The 20,400-nt window shown below is 43.8% G+C and carries 18 protein-coding genes; 12 read left to right on the plus strand and 6 right to left on the minus strand.

Annotated elements, in window-relative coordinates:
- Window positions 1-75 precede the first annotated feature (75 nt).
- The 4 genes from SNR28_RS09710 to SNR28_RS09725 all read left to right on the plus strand — a co-directional run bounded on the left by SNR28_RS09710 (window position 76) and on the right by SNR28_RS09725 (window position 4,832).
- On the plus strand, window positions 76-1,629 hold the full coding sequence (locus SNR28_RS09710; RefSeq protein ID WP_375752091.1) for an ABC transporter substrate-binding protein: 1,554 nt from the start codon (window positions 76-78) through the stop codon (window positions 1,627-1,629).
- Window positions 1,630-1,856: 227 nt separating this feature from the next.
- The gene (locus SNR28_RS09715) at window positions 1,857-2,834 is read left to right on the plus strand and encodes an ABC transporter permease (protein ID WP_375752092.1); all 978 of its coding nucleotides are present in this window, start codon (window positions 1,857-1,859) and stop codon (window positions 2,832-2,834) included.
- Between the two features lie 2 nt (window positions 2,835-2,836).
- Window positions 2,837-3,775: an ABC transporter permease gene (locus SNR28_RS09720; RefSeq protein ID WP_375752094.1), complete on the plus strand. Its 939-nt coding sequence runs from the start codon at window positions 2,837-2,839 to the stop codon at window positions 3,773-3,775.
- Window positions 3,776-3,914: 139 nt separating this feature from the next.
- The gene (locus SNR28_RS09725; RefSeq protein ID WP_375752095.1) at window positions 3,915-4,832 is read left to right on the plus strand and encodes an SPOR domain-containing protein; all 918 of its coding nucleotides are present in this window, start codon (window positions 3,915-3,917) and stop codon (window positions 4,830-4,832) included.
- Window positions 4,833-4,916: 84 nt separating this feature from the next.
- Here SNR28_RS09725 and gorA read toward each other — a convergent pair whose 3' ends face one another.
- Both gorA and SNR28_RS09735 read right to left on the minus strand, forming a co-directional pair.
- Window positions 4,917-6,272, minus strand: coding sequence for a glutathione-disulfide reductase (gene gorA, locus SNR28_RS09730; protein WP_375752097.1), 1,356 nt, complete (start codon window positions 6,270-6,272; stop codon window positions 4,917-4,919).
- Window positions 6,273-6,344: 72 nt separating this feature from the next.
- On the minus strand, window positions 6,345-7,184 hold the full coding sequence (locus SNR28_RS09735; protein ID WP_375752099.1) for a 23S rRNA (adenine(2030)-N(6))-methyltransferase RlmJ: 840 nt from the start codon (window positions 7,182-7,184) through the stop codon (window positions 6,345-6,347).
- 211 nt (window positions 7,185-7,395) lie between these two features.
- On the opposite strand from SNR28_RS09735, the gene prlC reads away from it, so the two are divergent.
- On the plus strand, window positions 7,396-9,438 hold the full coding sequence (gene prlC, locus SNR28_RS09740) for an oligopeptidase A (RefSeq protein WP_375752101.1): 2,043 nt from the start codon (window positions 7,396-7,398) through the stop codon (window positions 9,436-9,438).
- A gap of 35 nt (window positions 9,439-9,473) precedes the next feature.
- On the opposite strand, the gene asnC is transcribed toward prlC, so the two are convergent.
- The gene (gene asnC / locus SNR28_RS09745; RefSeq protein ID WP_375752102.1) at window positions 9,474-9,935 is read right to left on the minus strand and encodes a transcriptional regulator AsnC; all 462 of its coding nucleotides are present in this window, start codon (window positions 9,933-9,935) and stop codon (window positions 9,474-9,476) included.
- Between the two features lie 178 nt (window positions 9,936-10,113).
- Here asnC and SNR28_RS09750 point away from each other — a divergent pair, with 178 nt between their 5' ends.
- From SNR28_RS09750 to SNR28_RS09760, 3 genes are all read left to right on the plus strand, one after another.
- Window positions 10,114-13,173 carry an EAL domain-containing protein gene (locus tag SNR28_RS09750; protein ID WP_375754065.1) on the plus strand — a complete coding sequence of 1,020 codons (3,060 nt, stop codon included), beginning with the start codon at window positions 10,114-10,116 and terminating at the stop codon, window positions 13,171-13,173.
- A 38-nt stretch (window positions 13,174-13,211) separates the two neighbouring features.
- Window positions 13,212-13,991, plus strand: coding sequence for a class I SAM-dependent methyltransferase (locus SNR28_RS09755; RefSeq protein WP_375752104.1), 780 nt, complete (start codon window positions 13,212-13,214; stop codon window positions 13,989-13,991).
- A 104-nt stretch (window positions 13,992-14,095) separates the two neighbouring features.
- Complete coding sequence (locus SNR28_RS09760) at window positions 14,096-14,503, plus strand: hypothetical protein (protein ID WP_375752106.1); 408 nt, start codon at window positions 14,096-14,098, stop codon at window positions 14,501-14,503.
- 39 nt (window positions 14,504-14,542) lie between these two features.
- Here the strand turns inward: SNR28_RS09760 and uspA are convergent, their stop codons facing one another.
- The gene (gene uspA / locus SNR28_RS09765; protein ID WP_375752107.1) at window positions 14,543-14,971 is read right to left on the minus strand and encodes a universal stress protein UspA; all 429 of its coding nucleotides are present in this window, start codon (window positions 14,969-14,971) and stop codon (window positions 14,543-14,545) included.
- Between the two features lie 189 nt (window positions 14,972-15,160).
- On the opposite strand from uspA, the gene ftnA reads away from it, so the two are divergent.
- The 3 genes from ftnA (at window position 15,161) to SNR28_RS09780 (ending at window position 17,392) form a co-directional block, all read left to right on the plus strand.
- On the plus strand, window positions 15,161-15,691 hold the full coding sequence (ftnA, locus tag SNR28_RS09770) for a non-heme ferritin (RefSeq protein ID WP_375752108.1): 531 nt from the start codon (window positions 15,161-15,163) through the stop codon (window positions 15,689-15,691).
- A 68-nt stretch (window positions 15,692-15,759) separates the two neighbouring features.
- Window positions 15,760-16,083, plus strand: a complete 324-nt coding sequence (gene uspB / locus SNR28_RS09775; RefSeq protein WP_375752110.1) for a universal stress protein UspB — start codon at window positions 15,760-15,762, stop codon at window positions 16,081-16,083.
- Between the two features lie 121 nt (window positions 16,084-16,204).
- Window positions 16,205-17,392, plus strand: a complete 1,188-nt coding sequence (locus SNR28_RS09780) for an NAD(P)/FAD-dependent oxidoreductase (RefSeq protein ID WP_375752111.1) — start codon at window positions 16,205-16,207, stop codon at window positions 17,390-17,392.
- 41 nt (window positions 17,393-17,433) lie between these two features.
- On the opposite strand, the gene SNR28_RS09785 is transcribed toward SNR28_RS09780, so the two are convergent.
- Entirely contained in the window at window positions 17,434-18,267 is an 834-nt protein-coding gene (locus SNR28_RS09785) for a hypothetical protein (RefSeq protein ID WP_375752113.1), read from the minus strand.
- Between the two features lie 329 nt (window positions 18,268-18,596).
- Between SNR28_RS09785 and SNR28_RS09790 the strand changes: the two genes are divergently transcribed.
- Window positions 18,597-19,421 carry an HDOD domain-containing protein gene (locus SNR28_RS09790; protein WP_375752114.1) on the plus strand — a complete coding sequence of 275 codons (825 nt, stop codon included), beginning with the start codon at window positions 18,597-18,599 and terminating at the stop codon, window positions 19,419-19,421.
- Here SNR28_RS09790 and SNR28_RS09795 read toward each other — a convergent pair.
- A complete protein-coding gene (locus SNR28_RS09795; RefSeq protein WP_375752115.1) occupies window positions 19,414-20,310 on the minus strand; it encodes a DMT family transporter in 897 nt (298 codons plus the stop codon). The genes SNR28_RS09790 and SNR28_RS09795 overlap by 8 nt on opposite strands.
- Window positions 20,311-20,400: the final 90 nt, after the last annotated feature.

Raw genomic sequence — 20,400 nt, forward strand, 5'->3', positions numbered from 1 at the left:
CTGGAACCACAAAGTAACAGAAGCAAATACAACAAAACAAACAGGGATTCGGATTCCCGCATAAGGAGTTATGCAATGAAAACCATTAAGACCAAACTAGCAGTGGCTCTAATGGCTGCTGGCCTATCTTTTAGCGCTGCTGCTGCAGATATCACCGTTGCTTACGATGCTGACCCAGTATCACTGGACCCGCATGAGCAGCTTTCTGGTGGTACGCTGCAAATGTCTCACATGGTATTTGACCCTCTTGTTCGTTACACACAAAAACTGGATTTTGAACCTCGCTTGGCATCAAGCTGGGAACGTGTTGACGACAAAACATTCCGTTTCAAACTACGTGAAGGCGTAAAATTCCACTCTGGTAACATGATGACTGCTGACGATGTTGTTTGGACATTCGATCGTCTGAAAGCATCCCCAGACTTCAAAGCTATCTTCGCACCTTATGAGAAGATGGTTAAAGTGGACGATTACACTGTAGATATCGTTTCTACAGGTGCTTACCCGCTAGTTCTTCAGACTGCAACATACATCTTCCCAATGGACAGCAAGTTCTACACTGGTTCAACTGCTGAGGGTAAAGATAAAGCTGAAGTTGTTAAGCACGGTAACTCTTTCGCATCTACAAACGTTTCAGGCACTGGTCCTTTCACCGTTACTTCTCGTGAGCAAGGTGTAAAAGTTGAGTTCGCTCGTTTTGACGGCTACTGGGATACTGCATCTAAAGGTAACGTAGACAAGTTAACTCTTGTGCCAATCAAAGAAGATGCAACTCGTGTTGCTGCACTTCTTTCTGGTGACGTAGATATGATTGCACCAGTAGCTCCAAACGATCACAAGCGTGTTAAGAGCGCTGATGGTGTTGATCTGGTAACGCTACCTGGTACTCGTATCATCACTTTCCAAATGAACCAGAACAGCAATGAAGCACTTAAAGACGTTCGTGTTCGTCAGGCGATTGTTCACGCGATAAACAACGAAGGTATCGTTAAGAAGATCATGAAAGGCTTCGCAACTGTTGCTGGTCAGCAGGGCCCTGAAGGCTACGCTGGTTACGATGCGAACCTAGTTCCTCGTTACGACCTTAAGAAAGCTAAAGAGCTAATGAAAGAAGCTGGCTACGCTGATGGCTTCTCTCTAACTATGATGGCTCCTAACAACCGTTACGTGAACGATGCGAAAATCGCTCAGGCAGCGGCAGCAATGCTTTCTAAGATCGGTATTAAGGTTGATCTGAAGACGCTTCCAAAAGCACAGTACTGGCCTGAGTTCGATGTTTGTGCTGCAGACATGATGATGATCGGTTGGCACTCAGATACAGAAGATTCTGCGAACTTCTCTGAGTTCCTGACAATGACTCGTAACGAAGATACAGGTCGTGGTCAGTACAACTGTGGTCACTACTCAAATGCTGATGTTGACCGTCTGGTTGAAGAATCTAACGTAGAAACTGATCCAGCTAAGCGTGCGAAGATGCTACAGCAGGTTGAAGCAACGCTTTATAACGAAGCTGCGTTTGTACCTCTACATTGGCAGAACCTTGCGTGGGGCGCAAAATCTAACGTTGATATCGCACCTATCGTGAACGCAATGAACTTCCCGTACTTTGGTGACCTGGAAGTTAAGTAATAACAACGAATAAATCGTTGATCACCTGAGTGGGTGCGGTGGAGCAAACATACTAGGGCATGGATGCCCTAGTTTAAGCGCACAGGATGTCTCGAGCGGTTTGCGGAACCGTACCCATTCAGGTTGTTACTACAAAATTTTTGGTGCCTTACCTTATTTCAGTCGGGTTGGGTGCCATTTTTAGACTGAAAGTTAAGACTGAATATTGATTTACAGAGGGACAAGGAATGTTTTCGTTTCTGGTCAAACGCCTGTATCAGGCAGTGATAGTGATGTTTGTAATCAGCCTGGTGGCGTTTGCGATTCAAGATAACCTGGGTGACCCATTGCGAGAGCTGGTTGGTCAGTCGGTTTCGGAAGCTGAGCGTCAGGCTCTTCGTGATGAGTTGGGGCTGAATGACCCGTTTGTCACCAAGTACACGCGATTTGTCTCCAATGCGCTTCAGGGCGATCTTGGTACATCTTATTTCTTTAAAAAACCAGCGACAGAGGTGATTCTGGATAAGCTGGTGGCGACACTCGAACTGGTATTCGGGGCGTCTTTAATCATTGTTTGCTTATCGATACCACTTGGGGTTTATTCCGCAATACACCCGAAAAGCTTCTTTACCAAGGTGGTAATGGCCTTTAGTAGTATTGGTATTTCTATCCCGGTATTCCTTACCGCGATCATGTTGATGTATGTCTTCTCAATAGAACTACAGTGGTTACCATCCTATGGTCGAGGTGAAACCTCAAATGTTTTGGGCTGGGAATCTGGCTTCTTTACGCTGGATGGCCTTGCGCACCTTATTCTTCCAAGTATTGCGCTGGCTTCAATTATGCTACCGCTATTTATTCGTCTTGTACGTTCAGAAATGCTGGAAGTTCTAAGCTCGGAATACATTAAGTTTGCTAAGGCAAAAGGCCTGGCAATGAACAAAATTTACTATCAGCACGCTTTGAAAAACACCATGCTGCCAGTGCTAACCGTAGGTGGTGTTCAGATTGGTACTATGGTTGCTTATACCATTCTTACGGAAACAGTATTCCAGTGGCCGGGTACAGGCTTCCTGTTCCTGGAAGCGATTAACCGTGTTGATACTCCGCTAATCACGGCATATGTCATCTTTGTTGGTCTTGTATTTGTGGTAACTAATACCATTGTTGACCTGATGTATGGCCTGATTAACCCAACTGTTAACCTAACTGGTAAAGGAGCGTAAAAATGAGTCAAGCAAATGCAGCTCCTGGTCGTTGGGAGCGTTTCAAAGAGTCTGATTTTCTGTACTACTTCCTTCGCGACAAAGTGGCGATGGCTAGTTTTACCGTATTTATGTTATTCCTGGTTATGTCGATTGCGGCACCGCTGATCGCTCCGTCAGACCCATATGACTTGTCCTCTATCGATATTATGGACTCAGAGCTACCTCCATCATGGATGGAAGATGGTGATGAGCGATTCGTTCTGGGAACTGATGAGCAGGGAAGGGATATCCTTTCGACTATTCTGTATGGTTCTCGTCTGTCTCTGACTATCGGTTTCCTGGCTGTTGGCCTTCAGCTATTCCTTGGTATCGTAATTGGTCTGTCTGCGGGTTACTTTGGTGGCCGTATTGATAGCTTCCTGATGCGTTTTGCAGACGTGCAGCTATCGTTCTCAACCATGATGGTTGCGATTATTGTATCGGCAATCTTTAAAGCAAGTTTCGGTAGTGAGTTCTACAGTCAGTATGCGGTTGTTATGCTGGTGGTGATTATCGGTGTGGCTGAGTGGCCACAGTATGCGCGTACTATTCGAGCTTCTGTTCTTGCAGAGAAGAAGAAAGAGTACGTCGAAGCGGCTCGCGTGATGGGCTTTAAATCTCCGCGTATCATGTTCCGTCATATTTTGCCGAACTGTCTGTCACCGATTCTGGTTATTTCGACCGTACAGGTGGCGAACGCTATCATGTCTGAAGCGGCACTTTCTTTCCTTGGCCTTGGTCTTCCGGTTGACCAGCCATCGCTTGGTGCTCTGATTAGTATCGGATTTAACTATATTTTCTCTGGTGCGTGGTGGATCACAGCCTTCCCAGGAATTGTTCTGGTAACGCTGGTATTGGTGATTAACCTTCTAGGTGACTGGTTAAGGGATGTATTTAACCCGAAAATCTACAAAGGGTGACCGAACCGATTGATCTTTAACCTTAAAGCTACCTAAACTAGAAGAGTCGTATTCATTACGGCTCTTTTTTTGCATTGAACATTCTAGATGTTTCTGGTGTCAAAAATTAGACGAAAAAGTAAGGTTTAAAGAAGGACGTATGAAAAACTTTCTGACAAGTAAGTCTTTAGCTGCAGTAGCTCTGTTTTTAACCAGCCAATTGTTTATGTCTGGTACAGCTTTAGCAGAAGACGAATATGTTTGTGAGGCAAAGCAAAACTCTACTGATGAGCTACCTACACTTTCGAAGGCGTGCCCGGTAGGTAAAGGACTGTGGGGCAGAAAGCCTTCTCCAAACGACGATCTATTTTGGATCCAGTGTGGTATTTTTCCAGAAGCATTGACACTGGATGATGCCAAGCCAATTTATCAACGTATCAGCACAGATGTATGGCTGAAGCCTGAAGGAAATGGTTTCCGCTGTTTGATAGGGCCTTATGACAACTTTAATCAGGCGAGCACAGAAGCCGCGTCGGTCAGAAAACTACCTGCTTACAAAGAAGCCTTTATCCGTACAGTAAACACAAAGGCAAAACCTGAACCCAAGAAAGCACCTAAGCCTGCTCCAAAAGCGAAGCCAAAACCTGTACCAGTAAAAGTGACCTCAAAGCCAGAGCCTAAAAAAGCAGATGTCATTACTCAGACAAAGCAACCTGCCAAAAAAACGTCAGCAGCAGTTGGAAATGAGTCAATCGTTGTTCGCAGAGAAGGTAAGGTCGGTTCTAAGAAATTTGTGATCCCATTCCTTATGGAAGGCAACGAACAGTTCTATATGGAACATGGTATCGCCTGGAACCGTTTGAGCTATACAAGAGCAAGTCAGGTTTGCAGTAAGATAGGGATGAATCTGGTCGACGAAGTAAGCTGGCAACAGCTGATTGATTCGAAAGTGATGAGGAAAAAAGGCTGGCCGATTCATTTACCATACTGGGGTGAAGGAAAAAGAGGCCTGTTCACCAGCGGGAAGGTGACACAACTGACAGGCACTTCATTATTGAACGTAGTTTGTGTGAATTAGTGAACTTATTTCGATGAGAATAAAAGAAGCCCGGTGTTTTATCACCGGGCTTTGTGTTCTATAGAGATATTATTTGTTAGATGCTCAGCGCATCGTCACGAATTCCTCGGAACCAGTTGGGTGTATCGCAACCACACTGTCGAAATCAGCTTTAGTTGCACCCATCTTCATTGCCACACCAAAGCCCTGAATCATTTCATCGACAGTAAACCCGATACCGTGCAGGCCAACAACTTTCTCATCGTCACCAGCACATACCAACTTCATCTTACAAGGCTGACGATGCTTGGTAACTGCGGTGTACATAGCGGTGAAGCTTGAAGAATAGACTTTTACGTTCTCTTCACCATATTGCTCAATTGCTTCAGGCTCAGTCAGACCGATAGTACCGATTGGTGGGTGGCTGAATACTACAGTCGGAACCAGATCGTAATCCATTTTTGCTTCAGGTTTGTTGTTAAACAGACGCTCTGATAGTTGGCGTCCTGCTTTAACTGCAACAGGTGTTAACTCAATACCGCCTTCCATGATGTCACCTACACAGTAGATGCCTTTTACGTTGGTTTCCTGATACTCATCTACTTTGATGTAGCCGCGATTATTTAATTCCACACCAGTAACACCCAGATTAATAGCATCTGTCGCAGGATGACGACCAATAGCCCAAATCAGAGTGTCCACGTTTTGAGTTTTGCCGTTTTCAAGATGCAGAGTCAGGCTGCCATCTTCTTCTTTCACAATCTCTTTCGGGATTGAGTGAGTATGAAGAGTCGGGCCTTCTGCTTCCATTACCTCAACCAGCGTGTCAATAACCATAGGATCGAAGCTGCGAATCGGAGATTGTTTACGCACAAATAGGTGAGTTTCACTTCCAAGTGCGTTTAGTACACCTGCTATTTCAACCGCAATGTAGCCAGCACCGATTACAGCAGTACGTTTTGGTAGGGCGTCAAGCTCGAAGAAACCATTAGAATCAATACCGTACTCAGCACCCGGTACATTAGGAATGCTTGGGCGACCACCTACAGCAATAAGGATATGATCGGCTGTGTAGTGTTCACCGTTAACTTCAACGGTTTTTTCATCAACAAACTTAGCAAAGCCTTTGATGACTTCTACTTTGTTGTTTCCAAGTACACGGTCATAAGATTGGTGAATGCGGCCAATGTACGCCTGACGATTTTCAACCAGTTTCTCCCAGTTGAAGCTTTTTACATCTACATCAAAGCCATAATCTTCAGAGTATAGGTTGATCGCTTCTGCAACCTGGGCACCGTGCCACATGACTTTCTTGGGAACACAACCAACGTTTACACAAGTACCACCCAGATCTTTCGCTTCAATCAGAGCGACTTTAGCGCCATACATCGCAGCTCGGTTTGCCGATGCGATACCGCCACTACCGCCACCAATACAGATATAATCAAAATGCGTTGCCATTACTTTCTCCAATTTATTATTTTTACTTGGGTATAATTTTCATATTGGGTTGAACTGATTAAAGTTCAATTCTTACTCAGGAACAATCCAATCTAACTTATAGCTGCCAGTTACTGGAGCTATCGCATCTTTTAGAAATGGCAGAACCTGTTTCATCTGCTCTTCTAGTTTCCATGGAGGGTTGATAACTATCATGCCCGACGCAGTCATGCCTCGTTCATTGGTATCGGGTGAAACCCCCAATTCAATTTGTAGAATCTTCCGAATACCCAGACCTTCCAGCCCTTCTATCATGCCGTCAATATCTGCACGGTTTACGACCGGATACCAGATAGCGTAGATACCAGTTGCCCAGCGTTTATGGCTTTGTGCTATTGCTCTCACCACATCACGGTACTCTTTCGCCAGTTCGTATGGAGGATCGATCAATACCAGCCCACGGCGTTCTGCTGGAGGAAGGCTTGCTTTAAGGCGTTGAAAGCCATCTTCTTTGAAAATTTTTACTTGTCTGTCGCGATGAAACTCCTGCTGGAGCAAAGGGTAATCGCTAGGATGCAGTTCAGTTAATATCATGCGATCTTGTTGACGAATCTGAGCTCTGGCAACTCTAGGCGATCCTGGGTAATAGCGTAGCTCCGAATCCTCATTTAAGCTTTTAACCGCTGATAGGTAACTCTGAACCTCTTCAGGAATCGAAGCACTTTGCCAGACTCTTTCGATACCTTGTTTGTATTCACCCGTTTTCTCAGACCACTCATGGGTTAGATCATACCTTCCCACACCAGAGTGAGTGTCATGGTAAACAAAAGGTTTATCTTTTTGCTTCAGCGCGTCCAGTATCAGGCTCTGTACGATATGTTTTATTACGTCAGCGTGGTTGCCGGCGTGAAAGCTGTGTCGGTAACTTAACAATTTTTACTCGCGAAACACTTCTATGCAATGGCTCACTTTCAGATTTATACTGAACTAAGTCAGTTGAAAGGTTTTTACCTGCTGAGTGTGATTAATAATGAATTTTGAATTCATAGAATTATACGCCACTATTGAAAATACTATAAGCGGCCTACACTTATACCCTAGGTCAATTGAGCATAAATAAGAACAATTAAACAAGGAATTTTCTATGTCCAACCCACTTCTTACTTTTACGGATCTTCCTCCGTTTTCTCAAATCAAGCCTGAACATGTAAAGCCAGCAGTAGAAAAAGCGATTGCTGACTGTCGATTAAAAGTTGAAGAGGTATTGCAAGGTAACAGTGACCCAAGCTGGGAGAGTATCTGCACACCTTTAGCAGAAGTGGATGATCGCCTGAGTCGTATTTGGTCTCCAGTGAGTCATATGAACTCTGTGGTAAACAGCCAAGAGTTGCGTGATGCATACGAGAGCTGCCTTCCTCTTCTATCTGAGTATGGAACCTGGGTCGGGCAGCATAAAGGCCTTTATGAGGCTTATAAGGCTATTAAAGCGAGTGATGAATTTGATAGCCTGAGTCAGCCTCAGAAGAAAACTATTACAGATGCACTTCGTGATTTTGAACTATCTGGTATCGGTCTTCCTGCTGACGAGCAGCACCGATATGGTGAGATCAGCAAGCGTATGTCTGAGCTGGGCTCTCAGTTCTCTAATAACGTGCTTGATGCAACCATGGGTTGGACGAAGCATGTTACTGATGAAGCTCAACTTGCAGGCATGCCAGAATCAGCGTTAGATGCAGCAAAAGCAGCAGCCCAGTCAAAAGAGCTTGAAGGTTGGTTGCTGACTCTTGATATTCCTTCATACCTTCCGGTCCTAACTTACTGTGACAATCAGGAACTGCGCAAAGAGATGTACGAAGCGTATGTCACCCGTGCGTCTGATCGTGGTCCAAATGCCGGAGAGTGGGACAATAGCGAGATCATGGTTGAACAGCTAAAACTAAGGAACGAGATCGCTCGTATGCTTGGTTTTGGTACTTACAGCGAAAAATCATTAGCAACGAAGATGGCGGAAACTCCAGAACAAGTTCTTGGCTTCCTGAATGATCTGGCTGCAAAAGCTAAGCCTCAGGGTGAAAGAGAAGTTCAAGAATTAAAAGCCTTCGCTGAGAAAGAGTTTGGTGTTACAGACTTAAATCTTTGGGATATTGCTTATTACAGTGAAAAACAAAAGCAGCACCTTTTCCAGATTTCTGATGAAGAACTTCGTCCATACTTCCCAGAGTCAAAAGCGGTCAATGGTTTGTTTGAGGTACTGAGCAGAGTATTTGGAATGAAGGTTGTGGAAAAAGAAGGAGTTGATACCTGGCATGAGTCAGTACGCTTCTTCGATATCTTTGATTCTGAGAACACACTTCGTGGTAGCTTCTATCTGGACTTGTATGCACGTGAACACAAACGCGGTGGAGCATGGATGGACGAATGTCGTGTCCGTCGTACTACAGACAGTGGTGAATTGAATACACCGGTTGCTTACCTGACCTGTAACTTCAACAAACCAGTAGGTGATAAGCCTGCGCTGTTTACTCATGATGAAGTGGTAACGTTATTCCACGAGTTTGGCCACGGTATTCACCATATGCTAACCAAAGTTGATGTTTCTTCCGTTTCTGGTATCAACGGTGTTCCTTGGGATGCGGTTGAGTTACCAAGTCAGTTCCTGGAGAACTGGTGTTGGGAAGAAGAAGCGCTGAACTTCATCTCTGGTCACTACGAAACGGGTGAAGCGCTTCCTAAAGAGATGCTGGAAAAAATGCTGGCAGCGAAGAACTTTCAGTCTGCGATGTTTATCCTTCGTCAGCTAGAGTTTGGATTGTTCGACTTTACTCTTCACACTGAATACGACCCAGAAGTTGGTGCACGTGTTCTGGAAACTCTAGAAGAGGTTAAGAAGAAAGTTGCGGTTCTGCCAAGCCTTGAGTGGAACCGTTTCTCCCATGCATTCAGTCATATTTTTGCTGGTGGCTACAGTGCGGGTTACTACAGCTACTTATGGGCAGAAGTGCTTTCCGCTGATGCGTTCTCTCGCTTTGAAGAGGAAGGTATCTTTAACACTGAGACTGGCAAGAGTTTCCTGAGCAACATTCTTGAAATGGGTGGTAGCGAAGAACCTATGGAACTGTTCAAACGCTTCCGAGGACGTGAGCCTGAAATTGACGCTCTGCTAAGGCATGCAGGAATTAGCGCTTAAAAAGTGAATTATAAGGCCCGGAAATCGGGCCTTTTTTATGGATTCACGTTTCTGTTAATCGGGTTCTGAAGGGAGATTAGAGTTTCTGTTGACTGAACCTCATCAATCGCCTGAAGCTTATCAATAAGCACGTGTTGTAGCTCTTCGATGGATTTACACATCAACTTTACGAAAATATTGTAGGCACCTGTGGTGTAGTATGCTTCCACCACTTCATCGAGAGCATTTAGTTTTTCCAGAGCCGAGTGGTAATCTCTTGCTGCGTTCAGGTTGATGCCAATAAAACAGCAAACATCGTAACCAAGTTTCTTCGGGTTAACGATGACTTCCGTTCCTTCAATAATTTCTGCCGCTTTCATCTTCTCTATGCGTACGTGAATAGTTGCGGGGCTCACATCAAACTGTTTAGCCATTTCCGCATAGGGTCTGCGTGCATCTTCTAACAGTGTCTTCAGAATTGCTCGGTCCAGATCATCCAGACGAATAGTAGAATCCATATATTGGTACCAGCTTTTGTCAAACTTGTTGAATCGTAAAAGTATATTTTATTGTCTATGGTGATACTATACGTCGTTAACTTTTTCTAGGGAATTGGCAACTGTGCACAGGTTCATATGCTTTGTAGTACTGTTCTGGAGTAGCCTGATACAGGCAGCAGAAAATGATGTTCTTGTTATGCACTCCTATCACAAAGGCTACTATTGGACTGATGAATTTCAGCTGGGTATCGAATCGGAATTAGATAGTAGTGAAGTCTCATATCGTACGGTTTATCTTGATACCAAGCGCTTCCAGAGCCCGGAATATCTGAACGAGCTCTATTCCCTATACAAATTCAAATTTACCCAGGAGCGATTCTCAGCCATTGTTGTTAGTGACAATAACGGATTGAACCTGTTGCAAAGGCTCGCACCAGTCATTGGTGACACTCCTGTTATTTTTAGTGGCATCAACGGATACACTAAAGATATGCACTCTGATCTAAATGCTACAGGTGTTAGTTCCAGAGTAGAGATTGCATCGAACATTGCCTTAATTAAGAGACTCCAACCTAAGTCAGAGAAAATATTTGTCATTACCGAAGATACCGTGACCGGTCAGGCTGTAAGAAATACCGTGAATCAATATCTGGCGGAGCATCCAGACGATAAAGAGCGGGTAAAACACTTTATTCCGACGAGTTACGAAGTGCTCAAAGAGTTCGCCTCTAACACGCCTGAAAATTCAGCCATCCTTTTTTGGGGATATCGCGAGCCTGGTAAACCAACCGATCAAGTGATGAAGTTAAGGTTGCGCATCGATGATTATGCAAATGCTCCGGTATATCTGTTCCATGACAGCGGGTTTGGCTATGGCGCTGTTGGTGGATATATCCATAGTGGTGTTTCTCAGGGTAAATCGGTAAGTAAGCTTCTACTGGAGATACTTGCTCATCCAGATGCTCTCCTCCCAGAGATAAGAAATGCGACGCCAGAGCTCAAGCTTGACTATGAAGCTGTGAAGAAGTGGAACTTAAACTTTAGCCGCAGCGACAAGTTTTTTAATTCGCCAAAATCGACAAAAGAGAGTTTAACGGCTCAGCTTAAATATGTTGCTGTTGCGCTTTTAGTTCTTATCGCCATCATTTTAGCGCTCCTCTACTATATGCAAAGGCTGAGGACGAGTGAAATGAGAGCCAAGCAGAGCCAGTTGCTTCTGGAGTCCATTTTTGATCAGAGCCACCAATATATTGGCATTCTTGATGAGTATGGTCGCTTGATTTCCTGTAACAACAAGCTGCATAAGCTTTTGTTTGAACAGGGTTTAAATTTGGAACGACCTGTCTGGCAGCATAAAGGATGGGGTGAAAAGAGTCGCTCAAAAATACTTGAGTACTTTGAGAGTGGAAAAAGTTACATGTCGATTCGCCTGGAAGCAGAGGTGCTTTGCCAGGAAGTTGGAAGCCGTTTGCTTGATGTCGTCATCAATCCACTGCCTTCGGTAGATGATAATGAGCGCCAGTTCCTGTTTGAAGGTACAGATATCACTGCAGAGAAGCTAGCGGAACAGAAGCTGGTAGAGCGTGAATCCAACATGCGAGCTTACTACGAGCAACAGCCAGTTATGATGCTGACATTGGATGAGCGTAATCGTATTCAAGCCGCTAACCGTTTTACCGAAGAACTGTTGGGTTATGAAGATATGGCGATTCTCGGCCACTATCTGACAGACTTTTATGTTGATGAAGGCTCTCTTCCCGCCAGAAAAATGCTGCTACAGCCTAAACGTGCGATGAAAGACGTATGGCGAAGGGAGATTCGCTACAGACATAAAAGCGGTAATGCCCTTTGGATTCGCGAGAATATCCGACCTCTTGATGATACCGGGCAACTGTTGATTGTTGGTGAGGATATAACGGAGATTCATAGTCTTACGGAGCAATTAGAGTATCAGGCTCGCTATGATGTTTTAACCGAAGCTTTCAACCGGAACCACTTTGAAGCTGAGCTCGAGGATGCTCTTGCAGAGGTTCACAATCAGTTCAGAACTCACGCCATGCTTTATATCGATTTGGACCAGCTTAAAGTTCTGAATGATACTGCCGGACATGAAGCAGGGGATTCTGCAATTAAGTTCTCAGCAACAATCATAGAATCACTCCTGCCTTACAAATCAGTATTGGCACGTATGGGGGGAGATGAATTTGCGGTTCTTCTTCGTGACTGTACGGAAACGGATGCTAAGAAAATAGCTAAGGGCATTATTACTTCACTCGCCGCTAATCCATTTAAGTGGGACGATATCGTTCTTAATATTACGTGCTCAATCGGTATTCGTCTTATCGATGAAACAGCAACGTCTACCCAAATGGTACACGCTCAGGCTGACACTGCTTGCCACGCTGCAAAAGAAGAAGGGCGCAACCGTCTACACCTCTATCATGTTGATGATGAAGATCTTCGTCGTCGTCAGTTAGAGATGGAAAGTGTTAACTTAGTGCATGATGCTTTGGCAAAAGACAGGGTTGAACTGTTTGCCCAGAGAATATTGAGTCTTAATGAAGATCAAGAGAAAGAGTACTTTGGGTTCGAGATATTAGTCAGAATCCGGGATACCAATGGCGACTTTATTTCACCGGGTATTTTTATGCCCGCGTCTGAAAAATACAATGTTGCTCACCAAATCGATAAAGCGGTTGTTACTAAAACTCTGGTCTGGTTAGAGGCTCATCCTGAGGTTGTTGAACGTCTTGGAGCGTGTGCTATTAATTTGTCAGGCCAGTCATTCGGCAATAGGGAGTTTATTACTTATCTGGTTGATGCTATTCAGCATAGCTCTGTACCTGGAGAGAAGCTTGCTATCGAGATAACTGAAACAGCAGCGATGGGGAACATTAGTCAAGCGATTGAACATTTCTCTATGCTGAAAAAGTGTGGATGTAAAATTGCGCTGGATGACTTTGGCTCGGGACTCTCCTCTTTTGGCTATCTAAAACAACTACCGGTTGATACGGTTAAAATAGATGGATTGTTTGTTCAGGACATGGATAAGAACGAAACGGACTATATTATGGTGCGCTCTATCAATGACCTGGCGAAGCAGATGGGCAAGAAGACGGTTGCAGAGTTTGTTGAGAATGAACAAATCCTAGAAAGGCTTATTGAACTGGATGTTGACTTTGCTCAAGGGTATGTAATTGCTCGTCCAAAACCACTTGCAGAACTCATCGGTGAGTTAATGCCTGAGTTGAGTTAGAATAGCGCGCTTCAAAAACCAGTACACCGGAGAATACCTTGCAACTACAGTTAATATGTGAAGAGCCAGCACAGCAGTCTGCGTTGAATAAAATCGCTTCAGACTGGCAGCTAACGCATGATGAAAACAGTGAGTTTGCTTTGGTACTGACGCCAGAAAGATTAGAGCTGCGTAAACTGGATGAGCCGAAATTAGGTGCCATTTACGTTGATCTGGTTGGTGGAGCTGTTGGGCACAGACGCAAGTTCGGTGGTGGCAAGGGACAAGCAATTGCGAAAGCAGCGGGTCTTAATAAGGGAGCGACTCCGACAGTACTTGATGGTACCGCAGGTTTAGGTCGCGATGCTTTCGTTTTGGCCTCTTTAGGCTGTAAGGTCAAAATGGTAGAGAGAAACCCGGTTGTAGCTGCGCTTCTTAACGACGGGCTAGAGAGAGCTAAGCAAGATCCTGATATAGGTGCCTGGGTTTCTGAGAGAATGTCTATGGTGCATGCCTCTAGCCATGATGCTCTGGAGGCTCTTTCTGCTGATCCCGAGTTTGAAAAACCTGATGTTGTCTATCTTGACCCTATGTATCCGCATCCTGAGAACAAAAAGAAAAGCGCACTGGTTAAAAAAGAGATGCGTGTTTTTCAGTCTCTGGTTGGGTCGGATAAAGACGCTGACTCACTTCTTGAGCCTGCCAAAAAACTAGCCAAAAAAAGAGTCGTTGTTAAAAGACCGGACTATGCAAACTGGCTGGATGAAGAAAAGCCAACAATGGCGATAGAAACGAAAAAAAATCGCTTCGATGTTTATGTTTTGGCGTCAATGAGTTAACCGAATAGCATATTTTTCAGTCAAATATTCTCTTGAAATTCATCATAGAAAACGCTATATCTAAGCAATAATTATTATCATTCAACTTTGCTTGGAGCTGTATTATGGCGAAGCGTTTATGTAAATTAAGACGGCATGATATTGCTGAAAGCTTAGGTGAGATAACCAGCTTGGTTTCTGAATCTAAATATATGTGTCGCTCTTGTGCTCGTTCTTCTTCTGAAAAATCTTCGTTATGTAAGCCACTAGCTTTGTCACATCAACCAGAGCCATCTGTAGTACCAGAGGTTCAAGCAGAAGTTACAGATGGTGTAATGCTTTCTAAGAAGGTGCTCAAAAAAGCCAAAAAAGAAGCGAAGAAGCAAGAAAAGTATCAGAAAAAACTGAAGAAAGTTCTTAAGAAGCAAAAGAAGATGGTTAAGAAACATCAGGAGTTAGAGAAAGAGTTCTCTAGTATAAACATGACTCTGCTTAGCCTGAATGACTCCCTATCTGCCCAGGCAATTCACTAAAAACAACTCAGGCCGCATCAGCGGCCTGAGTTGTTTTTATTAGTTATCTTTTAGCGGAACCACTAGCATATCGACAGGGACACTGTTCAATAGCTGTTTTGTAGATGACAGAAGAACACTCCAGAAATCCTGATGGTGTCCACAAATCACCAAATCCACGTTTCTTTGGTTTATTGCGTCTTTCAACTCATAACCTAAATCGCCACTACCGACTAAAGTATGTTTGATAGGATAACTCGCATGATCAGCCAACTCGTTGAGCTGATTCATTGAAGCTTCCATTGCGTGGTTCTGAGTTTCGGCCAGATTAATATCTATCAGGCCTGTGTAGATTTCAGCATAGTTCACATCAATATGAATAAACGAAATTTCAGCATCAAGCGGTTTAGCCAGAGCAACGGCTTTATCGATGAGCACTTTGCTTTCATCAGTCAGATCTATTGCAACCAGAATATGTTTGTAACTCATAGTGCCTTCTCCATTTAAATCCCTAATACAATTAAAGATTAGCATCTAAATGAGATTATTTTTGTAGTTATGATCCCATTAAACTCCAGACAGTATAAATTGCCACCAATTCCAATATAACTTCGTGATATAATTGGATAAGACTAAAGACTAATAAAGCCTGAAAAAAGGTGTAAAAAAGGAGAAATTATGTTGTCTCAAGCTATGGTCGATCAATTAAATGAGCAAATTAACCTAGAATTTTTCTCATCCAATCTATACTTACAAATGAGTGCTTGGTGTGAAGACAAAGGTTTTGAAGGGGCAGCAGAGTTTTTAAGAGCTCATGCGACTGAGGAAATGGAGCACATGCAGCGTCTGTTTACTTATGTCAGCGAAACAGGAGCTATGCCTATTTTAGGCGCAATTGAGGCACCTCGTTTTGACTTCGAAACTTTGGGAGAAGTTTTCCGCGAAACATATGAGCATGAAAAGATGATTACTGAAAAAATCAACAAGCTTGCTCATGTCGCGTTTTCTAGCCAGGACTACTCTACGTTCAATTTCTTACAGTGGTACGTCGCAGAACAGCACGAGGAAGAGAAATTGTTTAAAGGGATATTAGATAAGCTGGAACTTGTTGGTGAAGATGGCAAAGCTCTATTCTTTATTGATAAGGATCTGGCAGCAATGGCAAAAGAAGGTTCGTCTTCTATCATGGATGCTGCTTCAGCTGAGTAATTCAGCGTAAGGAAAGATACCGCGATCGTCTTTTCCTTGAGCATCCTAGAAGATGTAGGGAGGAAAGGATGATCAGTGGAGATACTGTTCTTTTTGCATTGATGGTTGTCTTGTGTGTCAACCTGGCTCGTTATTTAAGTGCACTGCGCTCGTTAATTTATGTTATGCGTGAAGCTCACCCATTGCTTTATCAGCAAGTTGATGGTGGTGGATTCTTTACCGCGCATGGCAATGTCACCAAGCAAGTACGTCTTTTCAGCTACATCAGAGACAGAGAGTACTTGCATCACCATGATCCTGTGTTTTTGAAGAAGTGTGAAAAAGTGAGAGAGTTATTCATTCTCTTTGTGTCACTTCTTGGTGTGACTTTGCTGGCATCGGTGCTCTTGTAAGAACAAAGACCATTCCTTTTAGCTAGCTAATTGGATTTGGTGCTTAGAGGCGTTAAAATGCTCATTCTTTAAGTAAGGATGTACGGTGTTCGTGCATCCTTTTTGTTTTGGCTGGAAGAGTATGAGTAAAAAAGTCGATGTCGTAATTATTGGGGCAGGTGCTGCCGGGCTGATGTGTGCAGTTGAGGCTGGTAAGCGCGGACGAAAAGTGCTCGTACTCGATCATGCCAAGAAGCCCGGTAGAAAAATTCTCATCTCTGGTGGCGGTAAATGTAACTTCACTAACTATGATGTGAGTGCTGCCAATTACCTTTGCCAAAATCCGCACTTTGTTAAGTCAGCATTGTCTCAGTACACCAACTGGGATTTTATTTCTCTTGTTTCCAAATATGGTATTGAGTTTGAGGAACGGGACCATGGCCAGCTGTTCTGTTTAGACTCCGCAAAAGAAATTGTTTCGATGCTACTTCAGGAGTGTAATGGGCTAGATATCGAGTTTCTTTATCAGGTTGATGCTCATTCGATTGAGAAAAAAGATACTGGCTTTCAACTGCATGCGAATGCCGATCTTGTAGAGTGCGAGTCTTTGGTGATTGCAACTGGTGGCTTGTCGATGCCAAAACTGGGTGCCACTCCATTTGGTTATAAAGTCGCTGAGCAGTTTGGATTGTCGATGGTTCCCACTACAGCGGGACTTGTTCCATTTACTTTGCACAAAGAAGATAAAGACCTGCTGTCAGAGCTCTCTGGTATTGCTGTTCCTTCTGAGATTACAGCTGAAGATGGAACCGTTTTTAAAGAAGCGCTCCTGTTTACTCACCGAGGTCTGTCAGGGCCAGCAGTACTGCAAATTTCGTCTTACTGGAAAGCAGGTCAAAAGGTCTCTATTAATTTGGTACCAGAAGCAGATGTTGAAGAACTATTGTCTAAATCCAGAGAAAAGCACCCGAATCAAAGTCTGAAAAATACTCTTGCCAAGGTCCTTCCTAAGCGATTAGTTGAACTACTCATTGATCGTAAAGAGCTTCAGGACAAGCCACTTAAGCAGTTTAACCAGAAGAAATTGGATGCTGTCGTCCATCTGCTTGAGCATTGGGAAATAAAGCCCAACGGAACAGAAGGGTACAGAACAGCTGAAGTCACACTTGGTGGAGTAAATACAGACCAGGTATCATCTAAAACAATGGAAGTGAAAGACGTTAAGGGTCTGTACTTTATTGGTGAAGTGCTAGATGTCAGCGGCCACCTGGGTGGGTTTAACTTCCAGTGGTGCTGGAGTAGCGGGTTTGTCGCTGGTCAGTGGGTATAACGTCGTTATACCCGACATTCTGATTCGCTCTGAAGTGTAACTTATCTACGTCTTGTTAAATCAGGATGATTCGCGAACCACTCCTCTTTGGTTAAGTAAGTCTTGCCACCAGACTGATAGTATTCACTGCTTTTTTCCACATTCGATAAATCGTCTGCTGCAACGGTGGCCATGTAGAACCATCTAGGTTTGGTTGTTAAATACTGGAAACGACTTCCACCAACACCTGGCAGATAGTTTGCGTTTGCAAATGAACCATTCTGTACCGATGTTTCAAGCGAAGGATAATAGTCAGCACCGATGCTCATTAAGATCTTTGCTTCATCCACATCATGTGGCTTGTTGATATCATCTGGCATCAGCCAGGCTTTTACTCTCACAAAGCATGCAAGCACGTTCTTTCCATCCATGGACATCCTTGATGTGCCACCGTGGATTGGTTGCCGATCATTATTTAAAGAGTAGGTAACTACTCCGTTTTCTGTTGTTCCTCTTTTCGCACTAGAGCTTGAGTAAATGACTTTGTGGTCAAAGTAGCCAGCCCAAGTCACCTTTTGTCCCGACGGGGTGATGTTTTCCCATTTGGCCTTTCGAGGATTACCATTTGGTTGGGAAGCTCTTAACACCCATACATCCATATCTTTTAAGGCAACCCGAACATTGCGGGCGTTATTGTGCTTGCTTTCAAAGATGGTGAACCATGCTGTAATTGCATTCCATGGCTTACTGGTTGCAAGTGATTTATTTTGTATATCTTCTACCCAAAAACTAGGTGTGGAGTCTCCTCTGGGAACACCTTGGGCAACAATTCCCTGATGGGACCACATTGATTTGCTTGGAGCTTTGTAGAGTGGCGCATCATTTGGAAGGGCCATCGAGTTGTAAACACTTTTTCTAAAGTCTCGATTAGGTTTAATAATACTCGCTTCGGCAGAGAGAGTGACGCACGTAAGTAGGCTTAGACAAGAGAGGATTATACGTTTCATAGGTTTAAAGTGGTAAATGAAGAGCTTGGTCAAACCTTAACTAAATCATTGGCTTACCATGTCAGAGTAAATACATTTTTGATAGCGCCACAGTTATAGAATACGTTAGTAGTAAGAGATAATGTGAATTTCGAATATGCTTATTGCGTAAAAAATAGCCATCGACAATTAAGGTTTTGAACTATATTTTATAGGGAAGCTGGTTAGAGGGTGAGCTAATGAATCAAGAAGAACTGCTAGAGAAAGTCGAAGAACTTCCAAGGTTAGAAAAGGTTCTCCATGAAATATTAGATATGGTCAATCAGTTGGACTTCGATTTCAATGAGCTCGCGTTGAAAGTTTCTATGGATCAGGTTCTCAGTACCAGAATGTTAAGGATTGCCAACTCAGCACAGTTTGGTGGTCGCCGCGAAGTATCCTCGATAAACGAAGCCATTGTACGTGTCGGTAGCGATTCTGTTCGCTCTATGGTTCGCTCATCTGTGCTTTCTCAGGCATTCCCTAAGTTAAAAACCATTAGTCTAAAAGATTACTGGGCCAACACGTTTGAAGTCTCTATGATTGCAGGTCAGTTAGCTCCGAGAGCTAATCTGGATCCTGATGAAGTGTTTACAACCGGTACGTTACATAACATCGGTCTTTTGATGATACATACCAATGCCCCGGAGCAGGCAAAGATAATCACTCAAAGAATTGAAGGTGGTGAAAAGCCCTATGCCGTTCAGAGAGATGTTTTGGGCACTGATGTACCAGCGATAGGTGCTAAGTTGGCACAAGCCTGGGAGTTTCCGCCACAAATGGTCGATGCTATCGCCCATTCTCACGCGCCAGCTAAAGCCGAGGTTTGTCCCAAGCTAGCCTACTTACTCCGGTTCGCTATTGATGTGCATAAAGCATGGGATTCTCTACTTGATAGAGACAAAATAACATTTGTAACCATGCATCCATGTAGCAAGGTTTTAGGTTTCTCCCCTGATATTGCTGAGCTTATCAGTGAAATAAGAGGAGAAGGTTACGAGTTGGCTTACCAAATGTTTAGCTAGCGACTTTCTTTGCCTTAGTTTTTTTTTGCTGAACAACTAAGCCTAAAACAATCATTACCAGCCCAACCAGTGTGGAGGCTGGGATCGATTCACCGATAATATACGCAAGTAAGATTAGGGAGATAAATGGGGAAATAAATATCAGGTTACTGATTCTTGCCGTATTTTCCGTCGCTTTAAGAGCTGATAACCACAGTACAAAAGTCACCCCCATCTCAAACAGACCAACATAAGTCACAGCTACCCAACCACTGAAACTGATATTCCAGCTGGCTCCTTCATAAATTGCCAAGCCAAAGGCAAGAGGTAGGGCGACAAGAAAACCAAGCAACACACCAACAACAGGATCGGCCTTATTTTTGGTGTTTAAGATCCAATAGCCAGCCCAGAGTAGAGTTGATAGTAAAGCCAAGCCAACACCTAACGGACTGTCAAAGTTTAGTGACAGAATATCACCTTTAGTGGCAATAACGACCACGCCAGCGTAGCCAAGCGCGCAAGCTATCCAGTCCTGTTTTCTTATCTTCTGACCAAGAAAAACCGCTGCCATTAACGTTAAAGTAATTGCCCAGCTGTAGTTGAGTGGCTGAGCCTGAGAAGCAGGCAACAGGTCGTAGGCCTTAAAAAGAATTAGATAGTAAGCCAGAGGGTTTATAAGCCCTAAGATCAGATAGTAAATCGGATTTGAAAAAAAGGTCGTAAATAGCTGACCAAGCTTCCCTTGAAAGAAACAAATACCGATCAGTGTTAGTGCAGAAACCAGACTGGCCACGGCAAGCATCTGTATCGGAGTGAATTCCTGAAGTGTCAGCTTAAATGCGGTAGCAACGGTTGACCATAGCAGTACCGCTGAAAGCCCAAAAGCCAAGGCGTGTTTTTCGTTTTTCATCTTATATTTTGTTTCTTGTATTGGTGTTTTCTGGCAGCAATCATTTTATGAACGCACAGTGTACAGAAGAGTAGAAACTTATTCATGGCT

This window comes from Vibrio iocasae (genome assembly GCF_042245395.1).
Taxonomy (GTDB): Bacteria; Pseudomonadota; Gammaproteobacteria; order Enterobacterales; family Vibrionaceae; genus Vibrio; species Vibrio iocasae.

What these genes read in the sequence shown, in the direction of transcription:
- SNR28_RS09710 (WP_375752091.1), top strand. Translation starts at nt 76, where the DNA reads ATGAAAACCATTAAGACCAAACTAGCAGTGGCTCTAATGGCTGCTGGC.
- SNR28_RS09715 (WP_375752092.1), top strand. Translation starts at nt 1,857, where the DNA reads ATGTTTTCGTTTCTGGTCAAACGCCTGTATCAGGCAGTGATAGTGATG.
- gorA (WP_375752097.1), bottom strand. Translation starts at nt 6,272, where the DNA reads ATGGCAACGCATTTTGATTATATCTGTATTGGTGGCGGTAGTGGCGGT.
- SNR28_RS09760 (WP_375752106.1), top strand. Translation starts at nt 14,096, where the DNA reads ATGGCGAAGCGTTTATGTAAATTAAGACGGCATGATATTGCTGAAAGC.
- ftnA (WP_375752108.1), top strand. Translation starts at nt 15,161, where the DNA reads ATGTTGTCTCAAGCTATGGTCGATCAATTAAATGAGCAAATTAACCTA.
- SNR28_RS09720 (WP_375752094.1), top strand. Translation starts at nt 2,837, where the DNA reads ATGAGTCAAGCAAATGCAGCTCCTGGTCGTTGGGAGCGTTTCAAAGAG.
- uspA (WP_375752107.1), bottom strand. Translation starts at nt 14,971, where the DNA reads ATGAGTTACAAACATATTCTGGTTGCAATAGATCTGACTGATGAAAGC.
- SNR28_RS09785 (WP_375752113.1), bottom strand. Translation starts at nt 18,267, where the DNA reads ATGGCCCTTCCAAATGATGCGCCACTCTACAAAGCTCCAAGCAAATCA.
- SNR28_RS09725 (WP_375752095.1), top strand. Translation starts at nt 3,915, where the DNA reads ATGAAAAACTTTCTGACAAGTAAGTCTTTAGCTGCAGTAGCTCTGTTT.
- SNR28_RS09780 (WP_375752111.1), top strand. Translation starts at nt 16,205, where the DNA reads ATGAGTAAAAAAGTCGATGTCGTAATTATTGGGGCAGGTGCTGCCGGG.
- SNR28_RS09750 (WP_375754065.1), top strand. Translation starts at nt 10,114, where the DNA reads ATGCACTCCTATCACAAAGGCTACTATTGGACTGATGAATTTCAGCTG.
- asnC (WP_375752102.1), bottom strand. Translation starts at nt 9,935, where the DNA reads ATGGATTCTACTATTCGTCTGGATGATCTGGACCGAGCAATTCTGAAG.
- SNR28_RS09795 (WP_375752115.1), bottom strand. Translation starts at nt 20,310, where the DNA reads ATGAAAAACGAAAAACACGCCTTGGCTTTTGGGCTTTCAGCGGTACTG.
- prlC (WP_375752101.1), top strand. Translation starts at nt 7,396, where the DNA reads ATGTCCAACCCACTTCTTACTTTTACGGATCTTCCTCCGTTTTCTCAA.
- SNR28_RS09790 (WP_375752114.1), top strand. Translation starts at nt 18,597, where the DNA reads ATGAATCAAGAAGAACTGCTAGAGAAAGTCGAAGAACTTCCAAGGTTA.
- uspB (WP_375752110.1), top strand. Translation starts at nt 15,760, where the DNA reads ATGATCAGTGGAGATACTGTTCTTTTTGCATTGATGGTTGTCTTGTGT.